We start from the raw sequence: 18401 nt of genomic DNA, 5'->3' as shown, positions 1-18401 counted from the left end.
TTCACTAAAAAGGAAAGGAACTGAATATGACGAAAAGAAAAAGGATAAGCAGGATCGTTAACGGGATGCTGCTCGGCATCTGCATCCTATCCGCGGTTGCAGCCCTTCTGCTCGGAGGAGAGACGGTTAAAGAAGGCTGGGAATACGATAGCCTCGCAAAGGCCGCTGAGGGTCAGACGGCAGACGGAATCGACTGGTCCATGCTCCGCAGCCGTAATCAGGATATCGCGGCGTGGCTCAGGGTCGAGGGAACAGCTATCGACCTTCCCGTCGTAAATACACGTAAGGGAGACCCCGCGGACTTCTATCTGAGACACGATTTCGACCGTAACCCGTCATTCGCCGGTTGCCCATACCTGGACGCAAGGTGTACGGCAGACGGACCGCACGCACTCGTATACGGACACCACATGGGGTTTACCGGGCAGATCTTCTCCCCTATTTTCGCGACCTATAGGCAAGCGGAATTCGACAAGATCGGCGAGATGTATTGGTTCACTCCCGATAAAGGACGGCAGATACTCAAGCCGGTCATGGCGATGTCAGTCGACAAGAAATACCAGCCAATCCAGACGTTCGATTTCTCTTCCGCAGAGGAAGTACGGTCGTGGCTTTCGGATATGAAAAAAGATGCGACTGCCGTCAGCGATGACTGCGACGCCACGATTGCAAACGCAACCCGCGCAATCACACTCGTCACCTGCTCTTCGATGAATGCGGGCGGTCGAGCTAGAACGCTTCTTATTTTTGTTCAGTAAGGCCTTTGACACTTGTACCACAGTACAGAAGTGGTATAATACTACATGCACGAATAGAGCTATTCCTTCCACTTGAGCTAGAAATAACTCAAAAAAGGAAGTTAAAAACAGCGCTATTGGGTATAGGAACTGTAGATATAAGTAAAGGCTCAGTTTTAGAAGGCGATACAATGGACAACGATATTCCACCGATGCTTGGAATCTCGCAAGTCAAACGGGACTTCTCCCGCATCGCAAAAGACGTCGCGACGACTGGTAAAACGGTCGTCGTCCTGAAGGGAAGCAAGCCGATCGTCCAGATCGCACCGCTCCCGAATTCATCCATCCAGGATGAAGCACCAAAGACAGCATAAGGAGGATATGCAAATGGATGATATGAACATGAACAACGAGCCGCCCGTTTACGATAGCGGCGATATGAAACCGACAAACCCCATCCCCACCGCCGACGAGAACGATGCCGGCCTCACCGAGGAACTTCCGATGTATGAGGATACGCCGACCGGTGACCGAGGCGGGCGCAAGAAGATCATCGCGATCGCCGCAGGCGTCGTGCTCATCGCCGGTCTCGGTATCGGCGCATTCGCGTTGAGTTCCCATAAGACAGCGAACACTCAGCCGGCCGAGCAGGAGCAAACCGTCGCACCGGTCAAGGACAACTCTGAGGAAAAGACGGACAACCTATCGACTTCCGATATCGCCAAGCTATGCTCGACGCTCAAGCTGGACGATGCCGATCTGTCGATCGCTTCTGACCAGGTACGGGTCGATGCCAAAAGCGGCCGCGTCCTCGTGACCCAGGTTTCCGAGGACGATGCAGCCAAGATGGTCGATTCGACTGCCCGACGTTCCGCCGCCCTCGCTGCCGTACTCAACGGAAAGAAAATCAAGGGCGTCAGTGCCGTCGATGTGACGTGGGTTACCACTGACAAGGACGGCAACATCAAGGTCGCCGTCGCATACGATGTCACAAAGGCACCGGCCGGAGGATCAACAGTCGACATCATCAACGGATCCGGCGGACATGTGATCGCCGATGACATCTGGTCCACCGATGGCGTGCATGACCAGGGTTATGACCAGAATGCCGGTACCGTGAAGAAACCGGACGGAACCCCTATCTCGACTGGAACCAAGTCCGAGGAGAAGAAAGAATCCGACGACAAGGACCAGAAGTCCGATGACTCCAAGAAGGAGGATAACAAGTCTTCCGATTCCTCGAAGTCGGACAGCAAGGGCGATTCCTCCCAGTCCAAGCAGAATTCCGGCAATTCGCAGGGCTCTGGCAGCAACAATTCCTCTTCCAACGGCGGTAGCCAGAAGAAGTGGGTTGCCGAGCAGGGCCACTGGGAGACTGATTACAGCCAGGTCTGGGTGCCGAATGTGGTATATACGCGTCATGAACGTTACATTTGTAGTGCATGCGGTGCATCTTTCGATTCTATAGCCGCTTGGTCAGCTCATAGTGACGCAATGTGGGAACAAGGTCAAGACCATGGAGCATATATCAATGATTCGTATACTACCTCTGAGGACCAGGGACATTATGAACAGAAGGCTACGGGGCAGCATTGGGTCGTCGATGTTGCCGGTCACTGGGAATGATGGACATATGTTCCTCTCCTCTTACATTCGGTAAATAGATTGTACCATAGTATTACGACACTAGCCGTGAGAATTTACCGGTAAAAAGAAAGACCTCGGGTTTAATCCGGGGTCTTTTTTGCAGGACGAAATGATACCTGATACAATCAGCAAAGGCGCGGGGTGCGCTGAAGCCCTACCCGAGTTTTCGGGGAGGTGGTCGCTATGGACATGCTACGTCTTTTAGTCGTTGCTCTCCTGCTTACGACCGTGCAGATCATTCTGGGTCGTTAAATTCGACCTATTAAATGACTGAAGCCGCCCCTGCAAGGACGACTTCAGTGACGAGGTGAAAGCCTCAAAACCTGTTTCTATCCACGTAGGGCGCCGGTTCTGCAAAACCGTTAAGCGCACCTTCGCGTCATCTTTAGTATAGCTGCTACCAATATTTCTACCGGTTAGTTTTGAAAATTCCCAAAAACTTTCCTGCAAAACCAATCATTGTCTTCCGTGATAACCCGGAAACGGTATCTGCAGTCTCAATTCCTATGCCAATCCTTTTCTACGGCGTTGAGCCATCCGGCACGCTTGCGAGCAGACATCGTTCAAGGATCCGATTCCACTTTGAAGGAACGGTGCCCCGCAATTCCGACAAATGCCGATCCTCAGAGAGTCCCTGTAGACAATCCGATACAGCAATTCTGCGAACAGGGAATTGCGTTTCAAACGCGGCACCGGACGATCGGAAAACCGTGCAGATGTGTCAGCTTCCCATCCCAGGTTTATCTGGCCGCCTGAAACCGCGAGGTTCGAGACGGAGCCAATCAGCGCGTTTATGATGTTTTCCGCATCACTTCGTTGCGAACAGCCAACTTGAGTACAAAGCAGATAGTTCCTTTCTGCCTTGTCGTTCCACACATCGAATAGGCCGATATATTTGTCGGAAGAAGTTGGAGACGTAAGGATAAAAGTCGCTCCACTCTCGTCATAAGAGGCAGGCCCGAATACCTCGGCATAGATATCCTCGGTTCCAAAATCACCGATCTTTTCCCGATGAGTCAAAATACCGACTAACTGCTGATAGGAACGATAGTCCGTCAACCTATTCGCTAAGAGCCTGCAGCTTCCTTTTCCCGATGAAAAAAAGGGATTAAATGCAAATGGAATGCACCAGAGCGTTTTATCAAAACGCTCAATATGGCGGTGTGTGAAACCGGTATCCTCCATCGGCGTATCGGATCCGGCAGCAAGAAAACCGAGAAGCTTGGCAACCAAGAAGATGACAGAACGCACCGTGCTCCAATCGGCAAAGGTCTCCACCGCGACCATAGTAGAATCTGGATCTGCGTTACCGAGCCCGTCCGTAAGCCATTGACTATTGCAAGGGATTTGCTTGGCTGCACTTCGTGCTGAAGCTATGCTTGATTTTAAGACCGTGTTCGCGCTCAACTCGGTCTCATATCTGAGCAATTCAGGGACAGACGGTCCAAAGTGTATATCACATGAACCGGACATTATTTCGTCGACGCTGTATAACCGCCTGCCAGTTATGGGATCAGCCGAGCAAGGCAGTAACGGAGGAAGCGCGGTTATAGCATCAACGAGAGTTATCGGCCTCCGTGCCGTCAAGAGGGAGTTGATCTTTCCGGTTTCCATTCCAACGGTCTCGTCTTTCGAGAGAAGATCTTTTGAAATAGGCCTGATGACAATATGCATCCCGAGATCATTGGTGCCGAGCGCCGCTTTTTTCATTTTGCACTACCTTTCCTTTTTACCATGGCAATAGGGACAGCCTTTCCCTGCCGCCCTTGAATATATGGCAGCCTCCCACTCATGCCCGCACTTCCCCAGCCACCACGCCTTCTTGTTGGATTTTCCGGCAATCTGCATCGGGTGCAGCCTACCGTTCTTCGTGGGATGCCATTCGGCGGCCAGACTTGGATTCACCGTGACGAGGTCGTTAACGCCTTCGACGACATGTCTCTTTGAACAATGGGGACATCCAATTCCCCTGCTCCTATTTCCGATTACCGCCTCCCACTCATGCCCGCACGTTCCTTTCCACCAGACCTTTCGGTTGGATCCGGCAGTCACCTGTGTCGGTAGAAGGCAGTTATTCTTCGTCGGATGCCACTCCGCTGCCAAATCCGGATTGACTGTCGCCAGGTCATTTTGACCGACGATTAGCTTTGCCATTTAGTTGACCTTCCCCTTTAACCTATCTACAGCTCATCGGTTATCGAGCTTAAAAAAGAGTCGCCCGGAAAAGACGACTCTTTAGACCTATCAGCTTGAGATCGCACTACTTCTCTTCTGCTTTGCGAGGTACACGAGTCATCCATTTAGCCATGACAGGCTGTTTGACCGGTTCGCCATCGAGATTCACACCGCTGACAAAAAGCCAACGTTTGGTATACGGTCCAAGAACAGTCCATGCACGCCCGTCCTCACCATACAGAATGTCGCCGAACATAATCGGCTTCCCGTCCGCATCGACAATCTCCCTACGCGCCATCGCGTGGCAGAGCCTACGGAAATTTTTGAAGCGGCGGGATATCTTTTTATATTCGCCTTCAAGCGTGTTGAACTCGTGGCGCAGAGAGTCCAGATCGTTTTGGAGCTTCCCAGCCTCGTCTGCCTGTTCAACCAAAGAATGTAAAGCTTGCTTTGCGGCCTTTTCCGATGAACCGATAAACACACTATCAATTGCAAACTCAATCGAACGGATGTCTTTATCGGTCACTTTCCTTTTGCCCATAGCCACTCCTATCAGCCAGGTTTTATTTATCGTCGAAAGCAATTGTATCACAATACTACGACACCATAATTAGGCACTTGAAATTAGCGCGAACGTTCCAACATGTATTCAGTCAGCCAACGTCGAAAAGCATTGAGAAACGGTTGGCTATTCTGCGTGTCGGCCCATCCACAGAAGCCGATGAAACCGTCAGAGTTAAAGCTTATCGCCTCGCGACCGTTCCACTGGTCAAGACAGTCGATCTTGATATATGCCTTCTCAAGACCGCCTTCCGGCTTCATTTTGCAGCACAGACTGTCAGACTTCCGACGTGGCGTCATGAAGTGCGGGGTCATCCCGGCGCGGTGAGACCTGGCGCACTCGATGGCGATATAGCCCTGGAGGGCATCGAGATCGCAGTGGCGTATATCGTCGTAAGCGAAACCGAGTGACGTGAAAAGCTCGCGGCAGAACGCGGAAGTAAGAACTTGCATGGTGGTGACTTTCTATTTGAGATGGTCGGATGATATTATGATAGCATAATTGGTAATGTACTATCGCACTATTGCGCTGTCACATTAACAACGTTAGCCTTATATGGAGGTTTGTATTGAAAGGAAGCCTGCATTGAGTCGAGACAAGATTGCAGTAATCATCCCGTGCTACAACGAAGCTCCGACGATTGGGAGGGTCGTCGAAGACTTCCGCCGCGAGCTACCCGAGGCGTCTGTCTACGTTTACGACAACAATTCGACCGACGGCACTGCCAGAATCGCCTTCGAGAGCGGCGCTGTAGTCAGGCACGAGCACCGTCAAGGTAAGGGCAACGTCTGCAGACAGATGTTTCGCGATATCGATGCCGACTGCTACCTCATGGTCGACGGCGACGATACCTATCCGGCCGAGGCGGCTAAAGCCCTATGCGAGCCGATTCTTGCTAAACAGGCCGATATGGTCGTGGGCGACCGTCTATCCAACGGCGCCTATGCGCAGCAGAACGCCCGCGCGTTTCATGGCTTCGGAAACGATTTGGTTCGCTTCATGATTAAGTGGATCTACGGATATGCCTATCCAGATGTCATGACGGGGTATCGGGCTATGTCCAAGTCCTTTATCAAGACGTTCCCCGTCCTTTCCGAGGGCTTCCAAATCGAGACCGAGCTCTCGATACACGCCGTCGATCATCGTTGGCGCATCCTGAACATTCCGATTGACTACCGCGACCGCCCCGAAGGCTCGGTCTCTAAATTGAATACCGTAAGGGATGGGCTGAAAGTAATTACCATGATCGGCACGCTGTTCAAGGACTACCGCCCGTTAAAGTTCTTCTCGCTGGTCGCTTTGGCGTTCTGCATTGGAGGCCTATGTGCCGGCATGCCTGTAGTGAGTGAGTACCTTGCCACCGGACTCGTGCCCAGACTCCCGACAGCCATCTTAGCCGTGGCGTTCATGTTTATTGCCGCCCTTTCGCTGGCTACTGGATTCATTCTAGATGCCGTGGCAAAAGTCGAGCGCAAGCAATGGGAGCTGCAAGTATACCGCCAAGCTGAGAACGAGTGATATTTCTCAATGTAAGATGCTAGCTCTGTTTTTAATTTTAGCTTTCAACTTTGACCAATAAGTTAATTCTCCTTCAGCCCCCAATGATAACCGCCAGCTGTTCTATTTGGGTTCATACATGAATCTTTAACGCCGGCACTTCCCTTTAGCCCAACTGACTTTGCAGCTTGGCTGAAATTCTCATACTCCTCCCCTGTCTCAAGACAGACAACGACTCCCTGGTACCTGCCGGCACAAACCGGGCAACCGCTTCCATTTAATAAGTGCGTAGGATTTGCTTGCCACTCATGCCCGCAGTTTTTACCCCTAACCAAAACCTTCTTTTTATTGGTTATATACCTTCCGATCACCTCGACTGACGGATTGGAAAGCGATAGTTCCTGCACAAACTGTTCGTGCGTCTTTCTGGACCTCAGACTGTGATTTATGGCTTTGCAGTTCGGACACCCATACCCCGACAGCAGGTTGCCCGCACTCGCACTCCATTCATGGCCGCACGTTTTGCACCTCACCTTGATTTTGCAGTCGCGCCCACGGTATTCCCCAAGCACCTCAATCGTGTTCGTCACCGCCGTCAACTCAGCGATAAAGTCTTCTGGTGTCTTTTTTCGAGAATGCCGGTGCGCTTGGGCTGATACCTTTGCAAACTCGTCGGTAGACAGAGCCGGTAGATCAGCGCATTCTAGCAGCAGGTTCAACAGGGCATGAAGCTCCTTTCGATTCCGAGTAAGACTGAGCGGCGAGCGGAAAGTCAAGCACTCCATACCATAGGGCCGGGCCTCATCCTCGGGAAAGGCGTCGTAGATCTCTATCAGTCGGATACCTCTGCTTTCGCACATATCCGCCTTTTTCCTATCCCTATCGATACGATTTCGATGCCAGTGCCATGCTCCATATTCGACCGCCAGCGACTTCTCAGGTACATACACGTCCAGCTCGCTACCGATCGCAACGCGATCTCGTGACAAAACCGAGCCGTCTTCCAAACGTGCCTGAAAGGCAAGAAAGACGCACTGCTCCACGTATGACGTTTGAGAATGATTGCAACACGGACACCCATTGCCACGCAAGAGCTCATTCGGGCTTACCAACCATTCATGTCCGCAAATCTCACAACGGCACCGGATTTTCCACTTGGATCTTACGTACGGTTCAAGCGGAGTCACAAATGGGTTTACCTCAGCAAGCTCCGCCAGGAATTCTTCATTCGATTTGACAAGTGACAGGCCGCGCCTGTTTTCCCAGCAACGTGGGCATCGGTTGGGATTATCGAGGATTGCCCCCGGGGCAGCCTTCCATTTGTATCCGCATTCTCCGCACCTTACCAGGATTTTCGTCCTATTGTCGACATAAGGCTCAAGGGGAACGATTTTCGAGTTGTTCGCAGCAAGTTCCTCTAGAAACTGCCTGTCGCTCTTTTTTTCATGCGGATGCGAGCAAAGGGGGCAATTGGACCCTTGTGATCTATTGCTGATAACGGCTTTCCATTCGTTGCCGCACTTAGAGCAAACCCACCATACTTTTTTACCGCTACCTGCCGTTACTTGATCTGGAGATAAATCCCCGTTCTTCGTGGGATGCCACTCGGCGGCAAGCTTTGGGTTGACCGTTGCGAGATCACTGATGCCGGCGATGGCGCGTTTTCCAGAGCAATATGGACAACCAATACCACCGCATCTACTCGATACGGCCGCCTCCCATTCATGACCTTCGCTACACATCCACCAAACTTTTTTCGACGTTCCGGCGGTTATCTGTGTCGGCGAGAGATTGCCGTTCTTCGTGGGATGCCACTCGGCGGCGAGTTTGGAGTTGACCGTCGCGAGATCGTTAAAACCCTTAAGTATTTTCCTTCCCGAACAGAATGGACAGCCGTTACCACTTTTTCGGTTCGCGACAGTAGCCTCCCATTCATGACCACATTTACCTATCCACCACACCTTCTTGGCGCAATGGGCCGTTACCTGATCGGCATGTAAGTCGCCGTTTCTCGTGGAATGCCATTCCGTGGCGAGGTCGGAATCGACTGTAGCAAGGTCATTGTATCCGGAAAGTAATTTATGTCCGCTGCAGTATGGACAACCACTTCCGGTCGTTCTCGATGATATCGTAGCCTCCCACTCATGCCCGCACTTTCCCAGCCACCATACTTTCCTGCTACTTTTGGGCATGATCTGATTGGGATACAAGGGTCCATTTTTGTTCGGATGCCATTCAGCGGCTAGGCCTGGATTTACAGTCGAAAGATCATTGACGCCGGAGATAGCGCGCTGCCCCGCACAATAAGGACAGCCGCTTCCCTTATTCCTGCTGGAAACCGACGCCTCCCACTCGTGACCGAGATGGCACTTCCACCATACCTTTCTCTTAGTTCCGGCGCCGACCTGCGATGGCAAGAGCAAGCCGTTCTTAGTCGGATGCCACTCCGATGCCAAATCTGGGTTGACTGTCGCAAGGTCATTTTGACCGATGATTAGCTTTGCCATTTAGAGGATCCTTCTTTTCGGTTCTCGTAGTGCTGCTTAATTCGCTAAAGTCGCTCCTCATGTGAATCATGCTCTACAACATTGCGCTGACTAGCCAGCGATTCGCATGAGTCCCTTGTTTCAAGGACTTTGTTGGTTAATGACCTCGCCCTGTCGACGATCTCCATTTCTTTTAGCTTGTAAATGCATTGAGGCTGATGTATAATACAATTAGGGTCAAGGCTTGAGTAGTTCCCGAACAATTGGCGTTCGGCCAGACGCTCAAGTTTTTGACCCTGCTTTTTGTCTATGTAGACAATCTTGTCTGGCGTCAATGCCCCTTGGAAATAATTCATATAGTTATCTTTGCCAAAAACAGTAAGGACAAGATTGGTTTCAACAGTATCCATTTCATAATGTCCCTTACCATCGGGCTTTATGCTCGCAATTAACGGAAGTTTGTCGCCATCAACCGCACAAAGCACTACCAACAGTGCATCATCGCGGGATGGATTATCAGCCAAGATTACTGGAGCCTTAAATAGCTCAGGCCAGCGCTTGATTTCGGAAATCGAAAAGCCATGGCGATGAGGATGATTTTTCGATTTTGGTTTCAATGCTTCACGCAAATGATTCTGCGTGTACAGCATTGGTTTCTGTTTAAACCCAGCAGTCAAAAGAACCTGCGGGGTATCACAAATTTTCAGATAGGAAAATCGATCCAGTCCACCTGAAGACGCAAGATCAATATCATCTCCAAAGCGCAAATATTCTTGACACTCTTTGGCATATTTTGAGATCCGAATTGCGGGAAACGGCTCAAGGCAGTCCGATGGTCGAAGGACGACCCGGAGAGAGGCATCCACTATTTGGCCCACGAGGCGAACAGCCGGTGCGCAGTCGAGTCGAATCCAGAGTCCCTTCTCCATCTGGAGGCGAAAGCCGTCCTCAAAGGGCTCATCGGCCATGATTTCTACCTCCCCAACCTGTCTCTCATCGATAGCGTCCCGCATACGTCACGCTATCGGAACGCCGGCAAACTCGAATTCAAGAAGTATGGCAAACTGACAGTCCTTCCCGTTCCCGGCTCTTCTGTCCTAAAGTTCAGTCCCGAAACATACAAATCGTTCATTCCCGGTACCGGTTGTATGACTAAAATCGAGGATGTCAAAACAGAGCGCGATTGCGGCGCGATGTGCCCTGAAGGTCTCATTCCGGATGCGGTCGCACTGCTGTCGCATGCCAATACGGAGATCTGGGTCGCCATCGAATTCCGCGTCAGTCATCCGAAAGCCATCGAGGACGTGCGGAAATATGCCACCGTGGATTTCCCGGTCATGGAAATATCCATCACAGATGACATCGCAAATGCGGAGGATACCAGAAAGAGTCTGGCAGAACGAATTACAGGAACCGGTCATGCGACGCGTTTCGCCGGTCGCGAATGGCTCTACTCTCCTGCAGCTAAAAAGATTCTCAAGCGTAGCTGGCATATCGAGGCCGAACCATCCAATAAGCCGCTCCGCCATAAGGGAACAGATCTCGTAAGGCTGGAGACAACACTTCCAGCGATTACTGCCTATGCCGTGAAGGGCGTTCCGACAGGTGAGACCTCATGGGATAACATCGACCTCACAATTCGGAAAATCTCTGAAGCGGCCGTCGAGAAGCAAGAAGAGACACTGAGGAAAAAAAGGTCATTCAGTTCCAGATGTCCTTCCTCTAAAAATAACGCCCCTGCCGTCCGACAAATAAAGCAGACCGAAGATACCGTTTTCGAAACGCCGACGAAGCCGCATGGGATCCTCGGAAGACTGAAAGGTCTCTTCGAGAAATTGAGGAAGTGAAATTCGCAAACGTTTGCGAATTTGAAAAGTCCACACGAAAACGGGCTGAGAAATTGCTATTATGGTTAGGAGCACGAGTTTGATCCCCTTTCTCGTGCAGGGACATCTTCTTCCCTCCGATGAATGCGCCCGCTCCCCAATCCCGGGCGCATCCATCACCCGCTTTGCAAAAATGCCAATATCCGCGTAGTCGTCATATACCATCGCCGACCTCGATCTCTTTTCATGGTCGGGGTCATTTTCTTCAATGCGAAGTGGTAGAATCTTACAAAAGGTATTCAAAGAAAGGACTCATACAATGATTCCGAAAGTAGACCCATCGAAATTTCCAGAAATGCTGAACGCTATTACAGAGAACGTCCGAGACAGTTATGCGGGAATGGTCTTTATCGACGATCCTGAAGATCTGGACTCATGGGGATTCACTAAAGAACAACTTGATGAACTGGACTCTTTTGCACAAAAATATGGATTGACTGACGTTCTCGAAATCAATGAATGGAATCCCGATTCCAAGCCGGACTATATCCTTTCAGCATTTTCCGGCCTCGTGGATAAGATCGACGATCTGCAGGGACGAATCCGACCAAAAGCCGATGATGTCTCGTTTGAGAACTTTATCTACCTGAATCAGATCAAGGCCGATGTCCCCGAACCGGACCAGCTTGCCCATGCCGAAGAGAACGACCATATCTTCGGTTTGATCTCTAAATTTGCCGAGGGACAGGACACCGCTTTCGTCGTGCAAAAGGTCAATTTCTCCGGAACGAAACAAATCGGTGAACCCGAATATGAGCTTCTTCCTCTCGGTCCCACTTCCGGTGAGGACCTTGCCGATTTCACCGAGTGGTTCATGGATGATTTCAAGAGCGGCGTCGACTTTGGCTGCGATGAGAATCGCGAGCACCTTGCCATGCTCGCCCATACTGGTTTCTACCGTGAAGGCGAATATGTGAACCAGCTACTCACCTTCCACCAACTTGATTTTTCCAATGCACATGCCGTGACGGAAAAGTTCTCCTTTGAGGGCCGTCCGGAAAGCAATGAGTTCATGGGCGATCTCGACCAACTGTTCCATGATCCAAATTCAATCGTCAGCTCGTCAGACATCATCGACGTTATCGAAAACGGACCGATCGAAGGTGTCTCCAACGGCGGGGCGCCCTGCCGTGAACACACGAGACTTTCCGATAAAGCCGAAACCGTCAAATCTGCCTGCAGCAAAATCGCTGAGACTGAACAACGTGAACCGGGAATCGAGCAGCCGACCCAGATCGAGGCAAAATGATCAGCGAACGTGACCTCAGGCTCGCAAAGGCAATCGTCGACCCGTATATCGGCCGGGACATTATCGCTACCGCCGTACTCGGAACGAAGCTCGGGACCATGCTGAACGAGAACGCATACCGTGAAGTCGTCGACAATGCCCAGAGGCTTATCGATGGAACCGAGTGTATTCCGCAGGGCAAGACGCTCGAGTTCATTTTGCGAAATCGGTACGTCGAGACGATCAAGACCGATCGGAAAAGCGATTTGTCCCTTTCCAAGATGTGTGGGCTGTTGAAGGGCAATCGTGCCGTAGCGCGAGGCGATTGCGAGACGAATAACGAGAAGACTTACGAAGAGCGTTAAATGCGGCGCCTTCGGCACCTATGATCCGCTCGCAACGCTCTCTGATGGATTGTTTTCTACTCTACTAAGGAGGGAATATGTGGCAGGAAAAGCTTCAGGACACAGCAGCATCCCATCCATGGCTTGAGCCGCATGAAGCCATCAAACGGAAAACCCAAGCACCGGGAATGCAATTGGTAGATTGGTACGGCTTCACCGTGCCGAAAACAAAAAAGGAGATGTTTCTCAAGCAGTCCGCCCGTCGTGAAGATCTCCTTGTTGTCGGCGAGGTCGACAACATCCATTCTTTTTTCAGCGACTACGAGACGGAATGGAGATCGAATATCCTATTCGATGATCTCGACGAGGCACTGCGCTACTGTGAGGACGTCCGTTCCGGTTTCATCTCCGACATCCAGCTGCATTCGAGTTTCATCATGTACAAAGAGCCGGGATTTAAAGCCATGCCGGGTGGCGGCTTCGCCGGATGGAGCGATCTATTCTATGCGGCTCACGGCAACCTGGAATATGCCAACAAGCTCCTTTTCGATTGCCAAGCCGGTGACCGCGACGGCATGGACCCGCGCCGATGCGCAAGGGAAGACCTAGTCAACGGAGTCATTGCCGAGTTCGGCAGCGAGTACATCATGACCGGAGATGCCGGCCAGAAGAACCGTCTGAACAGCGCGGAGATCTTGCGCTTCGAACTCGATAGCGTCCCGACTGACGGAAATGGGCATATCACCGGGTATTTCCACGGTTTCCCTCTCGGTACGAGCCTGGAAGATATCAGTGCGGCGATCGACAACGTAGGCAAAGTCGAAAATTGCCATCTGGACAGGATTGATGCTCCCGAAGAACCAGAGCGTATCGAGATAGAACAAAATGTAGACGTTTCCAAGGAAAAGCCTACCGTCACCGAGATGGAAGTCTCTTCCATTCGAGAGCCCAAAAGCCATCTCACACAACCGGAGAAGTCGGTCTGGACGAACCTTGAAGTTCCTCCCGACAACGTAAGGCTCCTCACAGGTATCTCAAGGAAAACCGACAGGCCATGGTATCGTGCCGATTGCGCTCTCGGAGAGGAATCTTCAATCAAGCCAGGTGGCAAATTTAAAATCCTGCTGAGTGAGAGGCAGTACGCACGCGCCGTTGCTCAAAAAAAGACCGGTAAACCGGTCAGTCTCGGCCTGAAAACCGCCAGGTACCCAGATGGAGTCGAAATCGACGGCGAGATGGTCGCACTTGATGACCTTGCCGCCGATATCAATGTCCGAAAAACCGACCCACTGCCCAAAAGTCCCGAGGAGTATCGCGGTGCCACGGAACAATCCTTTAACGGGAACGAATGGGTGAATTTTCACTTCTTCCCGGACCTGGTCGACCTTTCAAAATTCATCGACCCAGACACGGCGAGAACGGATTATCGTGCCGATGTGACGTCCGAAATCGCCGGGCGAAACTGCTCATTTACCCTGCATCTCGCAAAATGGCAGTACGATAAGGCCGTCAAGGACCAAAACCAGAACTCCCCTATCCATATCGGGATGAAGCTTAAATATATAAAGGGCGGCGTAATCCCAGTCCAGTTCGAAGGTGAGCAGTTCACCCATAACTATTCTCCAAAGAAACTCGAAGAAAGCCTGCCGAAGGTGCAGAAAGCACGTTCCGTCAGCGGGTGTAGGCAGGGAAAAGGAAACCGGATATCCTCCTATCAAGACCGATCCTATCGTTTCAAAACGAAGGAAGTATATGAACGTGGACTCCCAGGAACACACGAAAGCAGGAACTGAACATGAACGAAAACTCAACCATATCGAACGCTTATGATGGCAAGCATGATGAATACGGTCATGATCTACCCAGGTGGATGAATTTCGAGCATGTCATCGATATTGGTGAGGCGGACCCGACTCAAACGGCAACCGACTATTACGGCTTTGAACTTCCCAATGGCGTCGCAATGGTCATCCAAAGCCAACCAAGCCATACGTATCCTCCTTTCATCGTCTACAGTTACGGCGATGGAGCCTGTCCCCATGACGATGTCGAATTCGATTCGCTCCGCACAGCGATTAGCTATGCATCCCAGCTCCACAGCGGAGCAATCGATCCAGATTACCTGCGCGTCGAATATACGCATGATGAATATGAAACACTTTGCTGGCGCGATTTCTACCAGGCGGCACACGGTAATATCGAATACGCCTCACGTCTCGTCGACCAGTGCAACGGCGGATTTCGAGAAGGGTTCGGCCCGTATGCCTGCGCAGCCGAAGACCTCGCTGAAGGCGAAATCGTCAATTTCAACAACTGCTACGTCATCACGGATGCGAACGGACCGGATACAAAGGAAATCGCCGCAAAAAGGATTTGGAATGAACTCGGCGATGCCTGCATAGACGATAATGAATGTATCGATTCGGAATTCTACGGCTACCCTATCGGGACATTTCGGGAAGACATCTGGCATGACATCGAGGACCAGCTTGGAGTCCCGATCCATGAACTGATGTTTCCCGATGATGTAAACAAGGACATGACTAATGAAAGGAGTCTTACTATGTCCAACGAGAATAAGAACACCAATGTCAAGGAAGAGACGACCTGGACGAACTTCAAGTTCTTCAATAATCAGGTCAAACTCAAGGTCATCGAGAAGGACGACCGTCAGATGTATCTGGCAGATTGCCGCTTCATGCCGGGTTCTGTCGCAAACGGCATCGATCTCGGCGATCAGAACGGCATCTCCGGCCATATGACCGTGTTCCTCACCGAGAAGCAGTATTTCAAGGCTGCTGAGCAGAAAGCTAACGGTGAGCAGATCAATGTCGGGCTTCCGAGCACTCAGCTCAAGGACGGCAAGCTCGAGGTCAATTTCTACAACCACGAATCTAAGGAAGCCCATACCATTCAAGTAAACCCCTTCGCCGCGTCCAAGGCGAACAAGGCCGCCCGCGAGGCTTTCTTCGAGCGCAAGGATGCCGAGCGCGAACAGGGCAAGGGTCTCGGTGCAAAAGCCGCATCTGCCCGCGATGCGTCCGAGAAGCTGGACGGTCAAAGCCAGGTCGCGCCCGCCAAGGACAATCTTGAGCATTAGGGTGTCATCGATTTAGTGCAATCAGACATGCGGTCTGCCGTTCCATTCGGATGGCAGACCGCTTTTTGTGCGGCGTGCAAGCACGCCTATGATCAACTTACTGATTTATAATGATTTACGCTATCGAAGAAAGGAAAGTGACCTATGAAACTTATAACCTATTATCAGACCGGCAAGATCGATGTATTCGACACCGCCACCTTCACGGCGACCGATCCCTTCAAGAGGGACGGTATGAACCTGATCACGGAATTCGCAATCCGCTTCGACCTGCTTGAAGACAAGAACTCGAATGAGGGCCTTGTCGTCGACGTCTATTGGTACGATGCGAAGATCCATGACAAGGACAATGCCGTGACATCGCTCGACGAGAAGAAGAACGCCACGCTCAACAACGCACTCCTCAAGGCGAGCACCCGCATCCGTCTGATTTCCAAGAGGGAACTCGAGGACGTGGCAAAAATCACCCTTGACGGCGAGCTTGTCGAATGGCGCCAGGGCGGCGAGCTCGTCAACGGCGTCAAGTTCTTCAGCCAAGAGCTGCTGTATTTCAGCAACGGACGCAGCGCGTCAATCACGGAGCGTGCCTGCAAGATCAGCCAATTCATCAAGAATGCCAATCCGGAGCTGCCCGATGAGATCATTGCCGGCTGGATGGGTCTGCCTCCGACCGTCCTTGAGACCATGAAACGCGACCAATTGCGCAACGATCAGGTCAGCGAGCAAGACGACTAGGCACACCTCTCCTGTAGAAGAGTGCTATAATTTATTCTACGTTCCTTCCCTATCCAGAACGTTTTGCAGCACAGGGAATAGGCGGCTTGCGCGGTTTCGCGTAGGCCGCCTATTCCTTTCTGTATGATCTTTGAATTTCTGGTTGACTTTCTTTTCTAATACCAAAGTGCTATAATATAAGTATATAGAACTAGACTTAATTGTATTGGAGGAATTCAAATGGAATGGCTTTTACTTTTTATACTCGGTCCGCCGATTCTCACTCTGATCTTAAGGATCTTGATCTTCATCGTTCGGTACGGTCCGGGCTTCGTCGGTGCGATCTTCGATTTGATCTGCTGTGTGCTCGGGCTCGTCGGCTGCATCATCATGCTCATCATCCGTGGGATCATGGCAGTCTTCCACGGCCTCAAGGTGCTTTTCTTCGGGCACTCCTCACCGCCGCGGAACGCTCATGTCGATTCGTCTGTCTCACCTGATGACATCGAAAAGTTCATCAAGGCGTTCGAAAACAAGATGTAATCAGAAGACCAGGATTAAAGGAATGGTGTCTAATGGTTGAATTCGAAACCGTTTTCAGAAACTACAGGCCGCATGCATCGGCGGAGTGAAAGTTCCACATCTGATGTCGCTGCCTGTTGTTTCGCATCTGAACGGTAAATACGATCTGTCAATCACCTGTACCAAGAACAAACTTGATCCGACTCTTGCTGAAAAACTTTAAGGCTTGTTTTCGTGTACCTATTGGGTTGTGCGGCTGACAAAAAGTCCATCCGGGTAACGCATGTCATATGTATCCCGAACCTGTTTCATCAACTCGTCTCTCGTGCAGCAATTCGCCTGACAGCTTTCAACGATTTGGTAGCGCAACCACCGGCGTTCTGTGCTCGCATCACCACCATGCCGTTCAATTAGCTTGATCTTGACCATCAATTTCAACAGACAATCGAGATCACTTTCCTTTACGCTCGCCACCGTTCTCCCCTCTCTAAATTCGCAAGCGCTTGCGAATCACCCTGCCGATACCCCTAAAAGTACACAATTTAAAAAAGAGCCACGGCAATTCTTTGCATATCTCTTATCCAGATCGTGTTTGTTTGTGAGATCGGTAAATTTCTTCTCTTTTTCATTCCGATCTGTAATGGGTCTGGCATTCTGTACAGACATTTTTTCACCGCTGCGGAATTTGGTTTATCGCAAATACCCCCTCACATTACATGATGTAACCCGCGCAGCGGCATCCTTTGACAAAGCCCCGGTTGTCTACCGGGGCTTCTTTCTGTCTATTACGATTGCTCTTTCCTCTTGTACGCCGCCAGCTCGCGCTCGACCTGCCTGTCGCCGGTCTCGTTGACCCACCACGGCCATTTCACCCGGCCGCACGGCTCGTCGACTCCGGCGAACCATTTCCTCAGCTCGTCGAGGCTCACCGGGGAGTGCCCGTTGGCATCGCAACCGACGTCGTAGCGCAGAAGGCCCTGCTTGCGGTTGAACTCGTTGTACGCGCCGCCGCTGCTGTGGATGTGTCCGTGGAGGTGCCACGATCCATGGCTCATGCCCTGCCAGTCGGCCATGGGGTAATGGCACAGGACGATCTTCTGCCCGTCGATCTTGAGCACGCAGATCGGCGGCTCCACGGTGAAGGCGCCAGCGACCGCCGGCTGGGTCCAGTCCTTGTCGTGGTTTCCCGGGACGAGGTGGATGCGTCTGCAGGCGATCCGCTTGCGCAGGGCATAGGCGTCCTGAGCGGTCATCTTGAATGAGAAATCCCCCAGGATGTAGAGTTCGTCGTCCACGGCAACCCTGCCGTTGATGTTGTCGACGATGGCGTCGTTCATCTGCCAAATCGTCTCCCACGGGCGGTCGGTGAACTTCAGCACGTTCTCATGCCCGAAATGGGTATCGCTAGTAAACCAGATCATATTTCCCTACCTCCCTTTTGCATTATGTATGATTGACAAAATCAATCATACCACGGTACTACCATATAATGCAATCAAACCC

The 18401-nt window shown here is 51.4% G+C and carries 19 protein-coding genes; 11 read left to right on the top strand and 8 right to left on the bottom strand.

Annotation, left to right across the window (positions count from 1 at the left end):
* Window positions 1-26 precede the first annotated feature (26 nt).
* From PGU50_RS09980 to PGU50_RS09970, 3 genes are all read left to right on the top strand, one after another.
* Window positions 27-758 carry a class B sortase gene (locus PGU50_RS09980; RefSeq protein ID WP_270246848.1) on the top strand — a complete coding sequence of 244 codons (732 nt, stop codon included), beginning with the start codon at window positions 27-29 and terminating at the stop codon, window positions 756-758.
* 116 nt (window positions 759-874) lie between these two features.
* Entirely contained in the window at window positions 875-1111 is a 237-nt protein-coding gene (locus PGU50_RS09975; RefSeq protein ID WP_270246847.1) for a type II toxin-antitoxin system Phd/YefM family antitoxin, read from the top strand.
* 13 nt (window positions 1112-1124) lie between these two features.
* Window positions 1125-2363, top strand: a complete 1239-nt coding sequence (locus tag PGU50_RS09970) for a hypothetical protein (protein ID WP_270246845.1) — start codon at window positions 1125-1127, stop codon at window positions 2361-2363.
* Window positions 2364-2888: 525 nt separating this feature from the next.
* Here PGU50_RS09970 and PGU50_RS09965 read toward each other — a convergent pair.
* The 4 genes from PGU50_RS09965 to PGU50_RS09950 all read right to left on the bottom strand — a co-directional run bounded on the left by PGU50_RS09965 (window position 2889) and on the right by PGU50_RS09950 (window position 5573).
* A complete protein-coding gene (locus PGU50_RS09965; RefSeq protein ID WP_270246844.1) occupies window positions 2889-4094 on the bottom strand; it encodes a hypothetical protein in 1206 nt (401 codons plus the stop codon).
* 6 nt (window positions 4095-4100) lie between these two features.
* A complete protein-coding gene (locus PGU50_RS09960) occupies window positions 4101-4538 on the bottom strand; it encodes a zinc-ribbon domain-containing protein (RefSeq protein WP_118219635.1) in 438 nt (145 codons plus the stop codon).
* 106 nt (window positions 4539-4644) lie between these two features.
* Entirely contained in the window at window positions 4645-5100 is a 456-nt protein-coding gene (locus PGU50_RS09955; protein WP_044998668.1) for a hypothetical protein, read from the bottom strand.
* An 83-nt stretch (window positions 5101-5183) separates the two neighbouring features.
* Entirely contained in the window at window positions 5184-5573 is a 390-nt protein-coding gene (locus tag PGU50_RS09950) for a hypothetical protein (RefSeq protein ID WP_147574954.1), read from the bottom strand.
* Between the two features lie 133 nt (window positions 5574-5706).
* On the opposite strand from PGU50_RS09950, the gene PGU50_RS09945 reads away from it, so the two are divergent.
* Window positions 5707-6639, top strand: coding sequence for a glycosyltransferase family 2 protein (locus tag PGU50_RS09945; protein ID WP_270246843.1), 933 nt, complete (start codon window positions 5707-5709; stop codon window positions 6637-6639).
* Window positions 6640-6701: 62 nt separating this feature from the next.
* On the opposite strand, the gene PGU50_RS09940 is transcribed toward PGU50_RS09945, so the two are convergent.
* A complete protein-coding gene (locus tag PGU50_RS09940) occupies window positions 6702-9125 on the bottom strand; it encodes a zinc-ribbon domain-containing protein (RefSeq protein WP_270246842.1) in 2424 nt (807 codons plus the stop codon).
* 44 nt (window positions 9126-9169) lie between these two features.
* On the bottom strand, window positions 9170-10072 hold the full coding sequence (locus PGU50_RS09935; RefSeq protein WP_270246841.1) for a MuF-C-terminal domain-containing protein: 903 nt from the start codon (window positions 10070-10072) through the stop codon (window positions 9170-9172).
* A 180-nt stretch (window positions 10073-10252) separates the two neighbouring features.
* Here PGU50_RS09935 and PGU50_RS09930 point away from each other — a divergent pair, with 180 nt between their 5' ends.
* From PGU50_RS09930 to PGU50_RS09900, 7 genes are all read left to right on the top strand, one after another.
* Window positions 10253-10951, top strand: coding sequence for a hypothetical protein (locus tag PGU50_RS09930; protein WP_270246839.1), 699 nt, complete (start codon window positions 10253-10255; stop codon window positions 10949-10951).
* Between the two features lie 298 nt (window positions 10952-11249).
* Window positions 11250-12239 (top strand): hypothetical protein, encoded by a 990-nt coding sequence (locus PGU50_RS09925; RefSeq protein ID WP_270246838.1) that lies wholly within the window; start codon window positions 11250-11252, stop codon window positions 12237-12239.
* On the top strand, window positions 12236-12583 hold the full coding sequence (locus PGU50_RS09920; RefSeq protein WP_227120562.1) for a hypothetical protein: 348 nt from the start codon (window positions 12236-12238) through the stop codon (window positions 12581-12583). Before PGU50_RS09925 ends, PGU50_RS09920 begins: the two co-directional genes overlap by 4 nt.
* A 77-nt stretch (window positions 12584-12660) precedes the next feature.
* Window positions 12661-14355 (top strand): hypothetical protein, encoded by a 1695-nt coding sequence (locus tag PGU50_RS09915; protein ID WP_270246837.1) that lies wholly within the window; start codon window positions 12661-12663, stop codon window positions 14353-14355.
* 2 nt (window positions 14356-14357) lie between these two features.
* Window positions 14358-15662, top strand: a complete 1305-nt coding sequence (locus PGU50_RS09910; RefSeq protein ID WP_270246836.1) for a hypothetical protein — start codon at window positions 14358-14360, stop codon at window positions 15660-15662.
* 144 nt (window positions 15663-15806) lie between these two features.
* Entirely contained in the window at window positions 15807-16397 is a 591-nt protein-coding gene (locus PGU50_RS09905) for a hypothetical protein (RefSeq protein WP_008370702.1), read from the top strand.
* A 219-nt stretch (window positions 16398-16616) separates the two neighbouring features.
* Window positions 16617-16919, top strand: coding sequence for a hypothetical protein (locus PGU50_RS09900; RefSeq protein WP_118372735.1), 303 nt, complete (start codon window positions 16617-16619; stop codon window positions 16917-16919).
* Window positions 16920-17138: 219 nt separating this feature from the next.
* Here PGU50_RS09900 and PGU50_RS09895 read toward each other — a convergent pair whose 3' ends face one another.
* Entirely contained in the window at window positions 17139-17372 is a 234-nt protein-coding gene (locus tag PGU50_RS09895; protein WP_270246835.1) for a hypothetical protein, read from the bottom strand.
* A gap of 311 nt (window positions 17373-17683) precedes the next feature.
* The gene (locus PGU50_RS09890) at window positions 17684-18319 is read right to left on the bottom strand and encodes a metallophosphoesterase (protein WP_118372737.1); all 636 of its coding nucleotides are present in this window, start codon (window positions 18317-18319) and stop codon (window positions 17684-17686) included.
* Between the last annotated feature and the right edge of the window lie 82 nt (window positions 18320-18401).

This window comes from Coprococcus sp. AM11-30B, from assembly GCF_027674365.1.
In the GTDB taxonomy this organism is placed as follows: Bacteria; Bacillota; Clostridia; order Lachnospirales; family Lachnospiraceae; genus Allocoprococcus; species Allocoprococcus comes.
The sequence above is the reverse complement of the archived record's forward strand: the minus strand, read 5'-3'. Positions and strand labels throughout refer to the sequence as shown.

Bases quoted from the DNA above. Each gene is read 5' to 3' on its own strand.
- PGU50_RS09980 (WP_270246848.1), top strand. From the start codon at position 27: ATGACGAAAAGAAAAAGGATAAGCAGGATCGTTAACGGGATGCTGCTC.
- PGU50_RS09970 (WP_270246845.1), top strand. From the start codon at position 1,125: ATGGATGATATGAACATGAACAACGAGCCGCCCGTTTACGATAGCGGC.
- PGU50_RS09965 (WP_270246844.1), bottom strand. From the start codon at position 4,094: ATGAAAAAAGCGGCGCTCGGCACCAATGATCTCGGGATGCATATTGTC.
- PGU50_RS09960 (WP_118219635.1), bottom strand. From the start codon at position 4,538: ATGGCAAAGCTAATCGTCGGTCAAAATGACCTGGCGACAGTCAATCCG.
- PGU50_RS09955 (WP_044998668.1), bottom strand. From the start codon at position 5,100: ATGGGCAAAAGGAAAGTGACCGATAAAGACATCCGTTCGATTGAGTTT.
- PGU50_RS09950 (WP_147574954.1), bottom strand. From the start codon at position 5,573: ATGCAAGTTCTTACTTCCGCGTTCTGCCGCGAGCTTTTCACGTCACTC.
- PGU50_RS09940 (WP_270246842.1), bottom strand. From the start codon at position 9,125: ATGGCAAAGCTAATCATCGGTCAAAATGACCTTGCGACAGTCAACCCA.
- PGU50_RS09935 (WP_270246841.1), bottom strand. From the start codon at position 10,072: ATGGCCGATGAGCCCTTTGAGGACGGCTTTCGCCTCCAGATGGAGAAG.
- PGU50_RS09930 (WP_270246839.1), top strand. From the start codon at position 10,253: ATGACTAAAATCGAGGATGTCAAAACAGAGCGCGATTGCGGCGCGATG.
- PGU50_RS09925 (WP_270246838.1), top strand. From the start codon at position 11,250: ATGATTCCGAAAGTAGACCCATCGAAATTTCCAGAAATGCTGAACGCT.
- PGU50_RS09920 (WP_227120562.1), top strand. From the start codon at position 12,236: ATGATCAGCGAACGTGACCTCAGGCTCGCAAAGGCAATCGTCGACCCG.
- PGU50_RS09915 (WP_270246837.1), top strand. From the start codon at position 12,661: ATGTGGCAGGAAAAGCTTCAGGACACAGCAGCATCCCATCCATGGCTT.
- PGU50_RS09910 (WP_270246836.1), top strand. From the start codon at position 14,358: ATGAACGAAAACTCAACCATATCGAACGCTTATGATGGCAAGCATGAT.
- PGU50_RS09905 (WP_008370702.1), top strand. From the start codon at position 15,807: ATGAAACTTATAACCTATTATCAGACCGGCAAGATCGATGTATTCGAC.
- PGU50_RS09900 (WP_118372735.1), top strand. From the start codon at position 16,617: ATGGAATGGCTTTTACTTTTTATACTCGGTCCGCCGATTCTCACTCTG.
- PGU50_RS09890 (WP_118372737.1), bottom strand. From the start codon at position 18,319: ATGATCTGGTTTACTAGCGATACCCATTTCGGGCATGAGAACGTGCTG.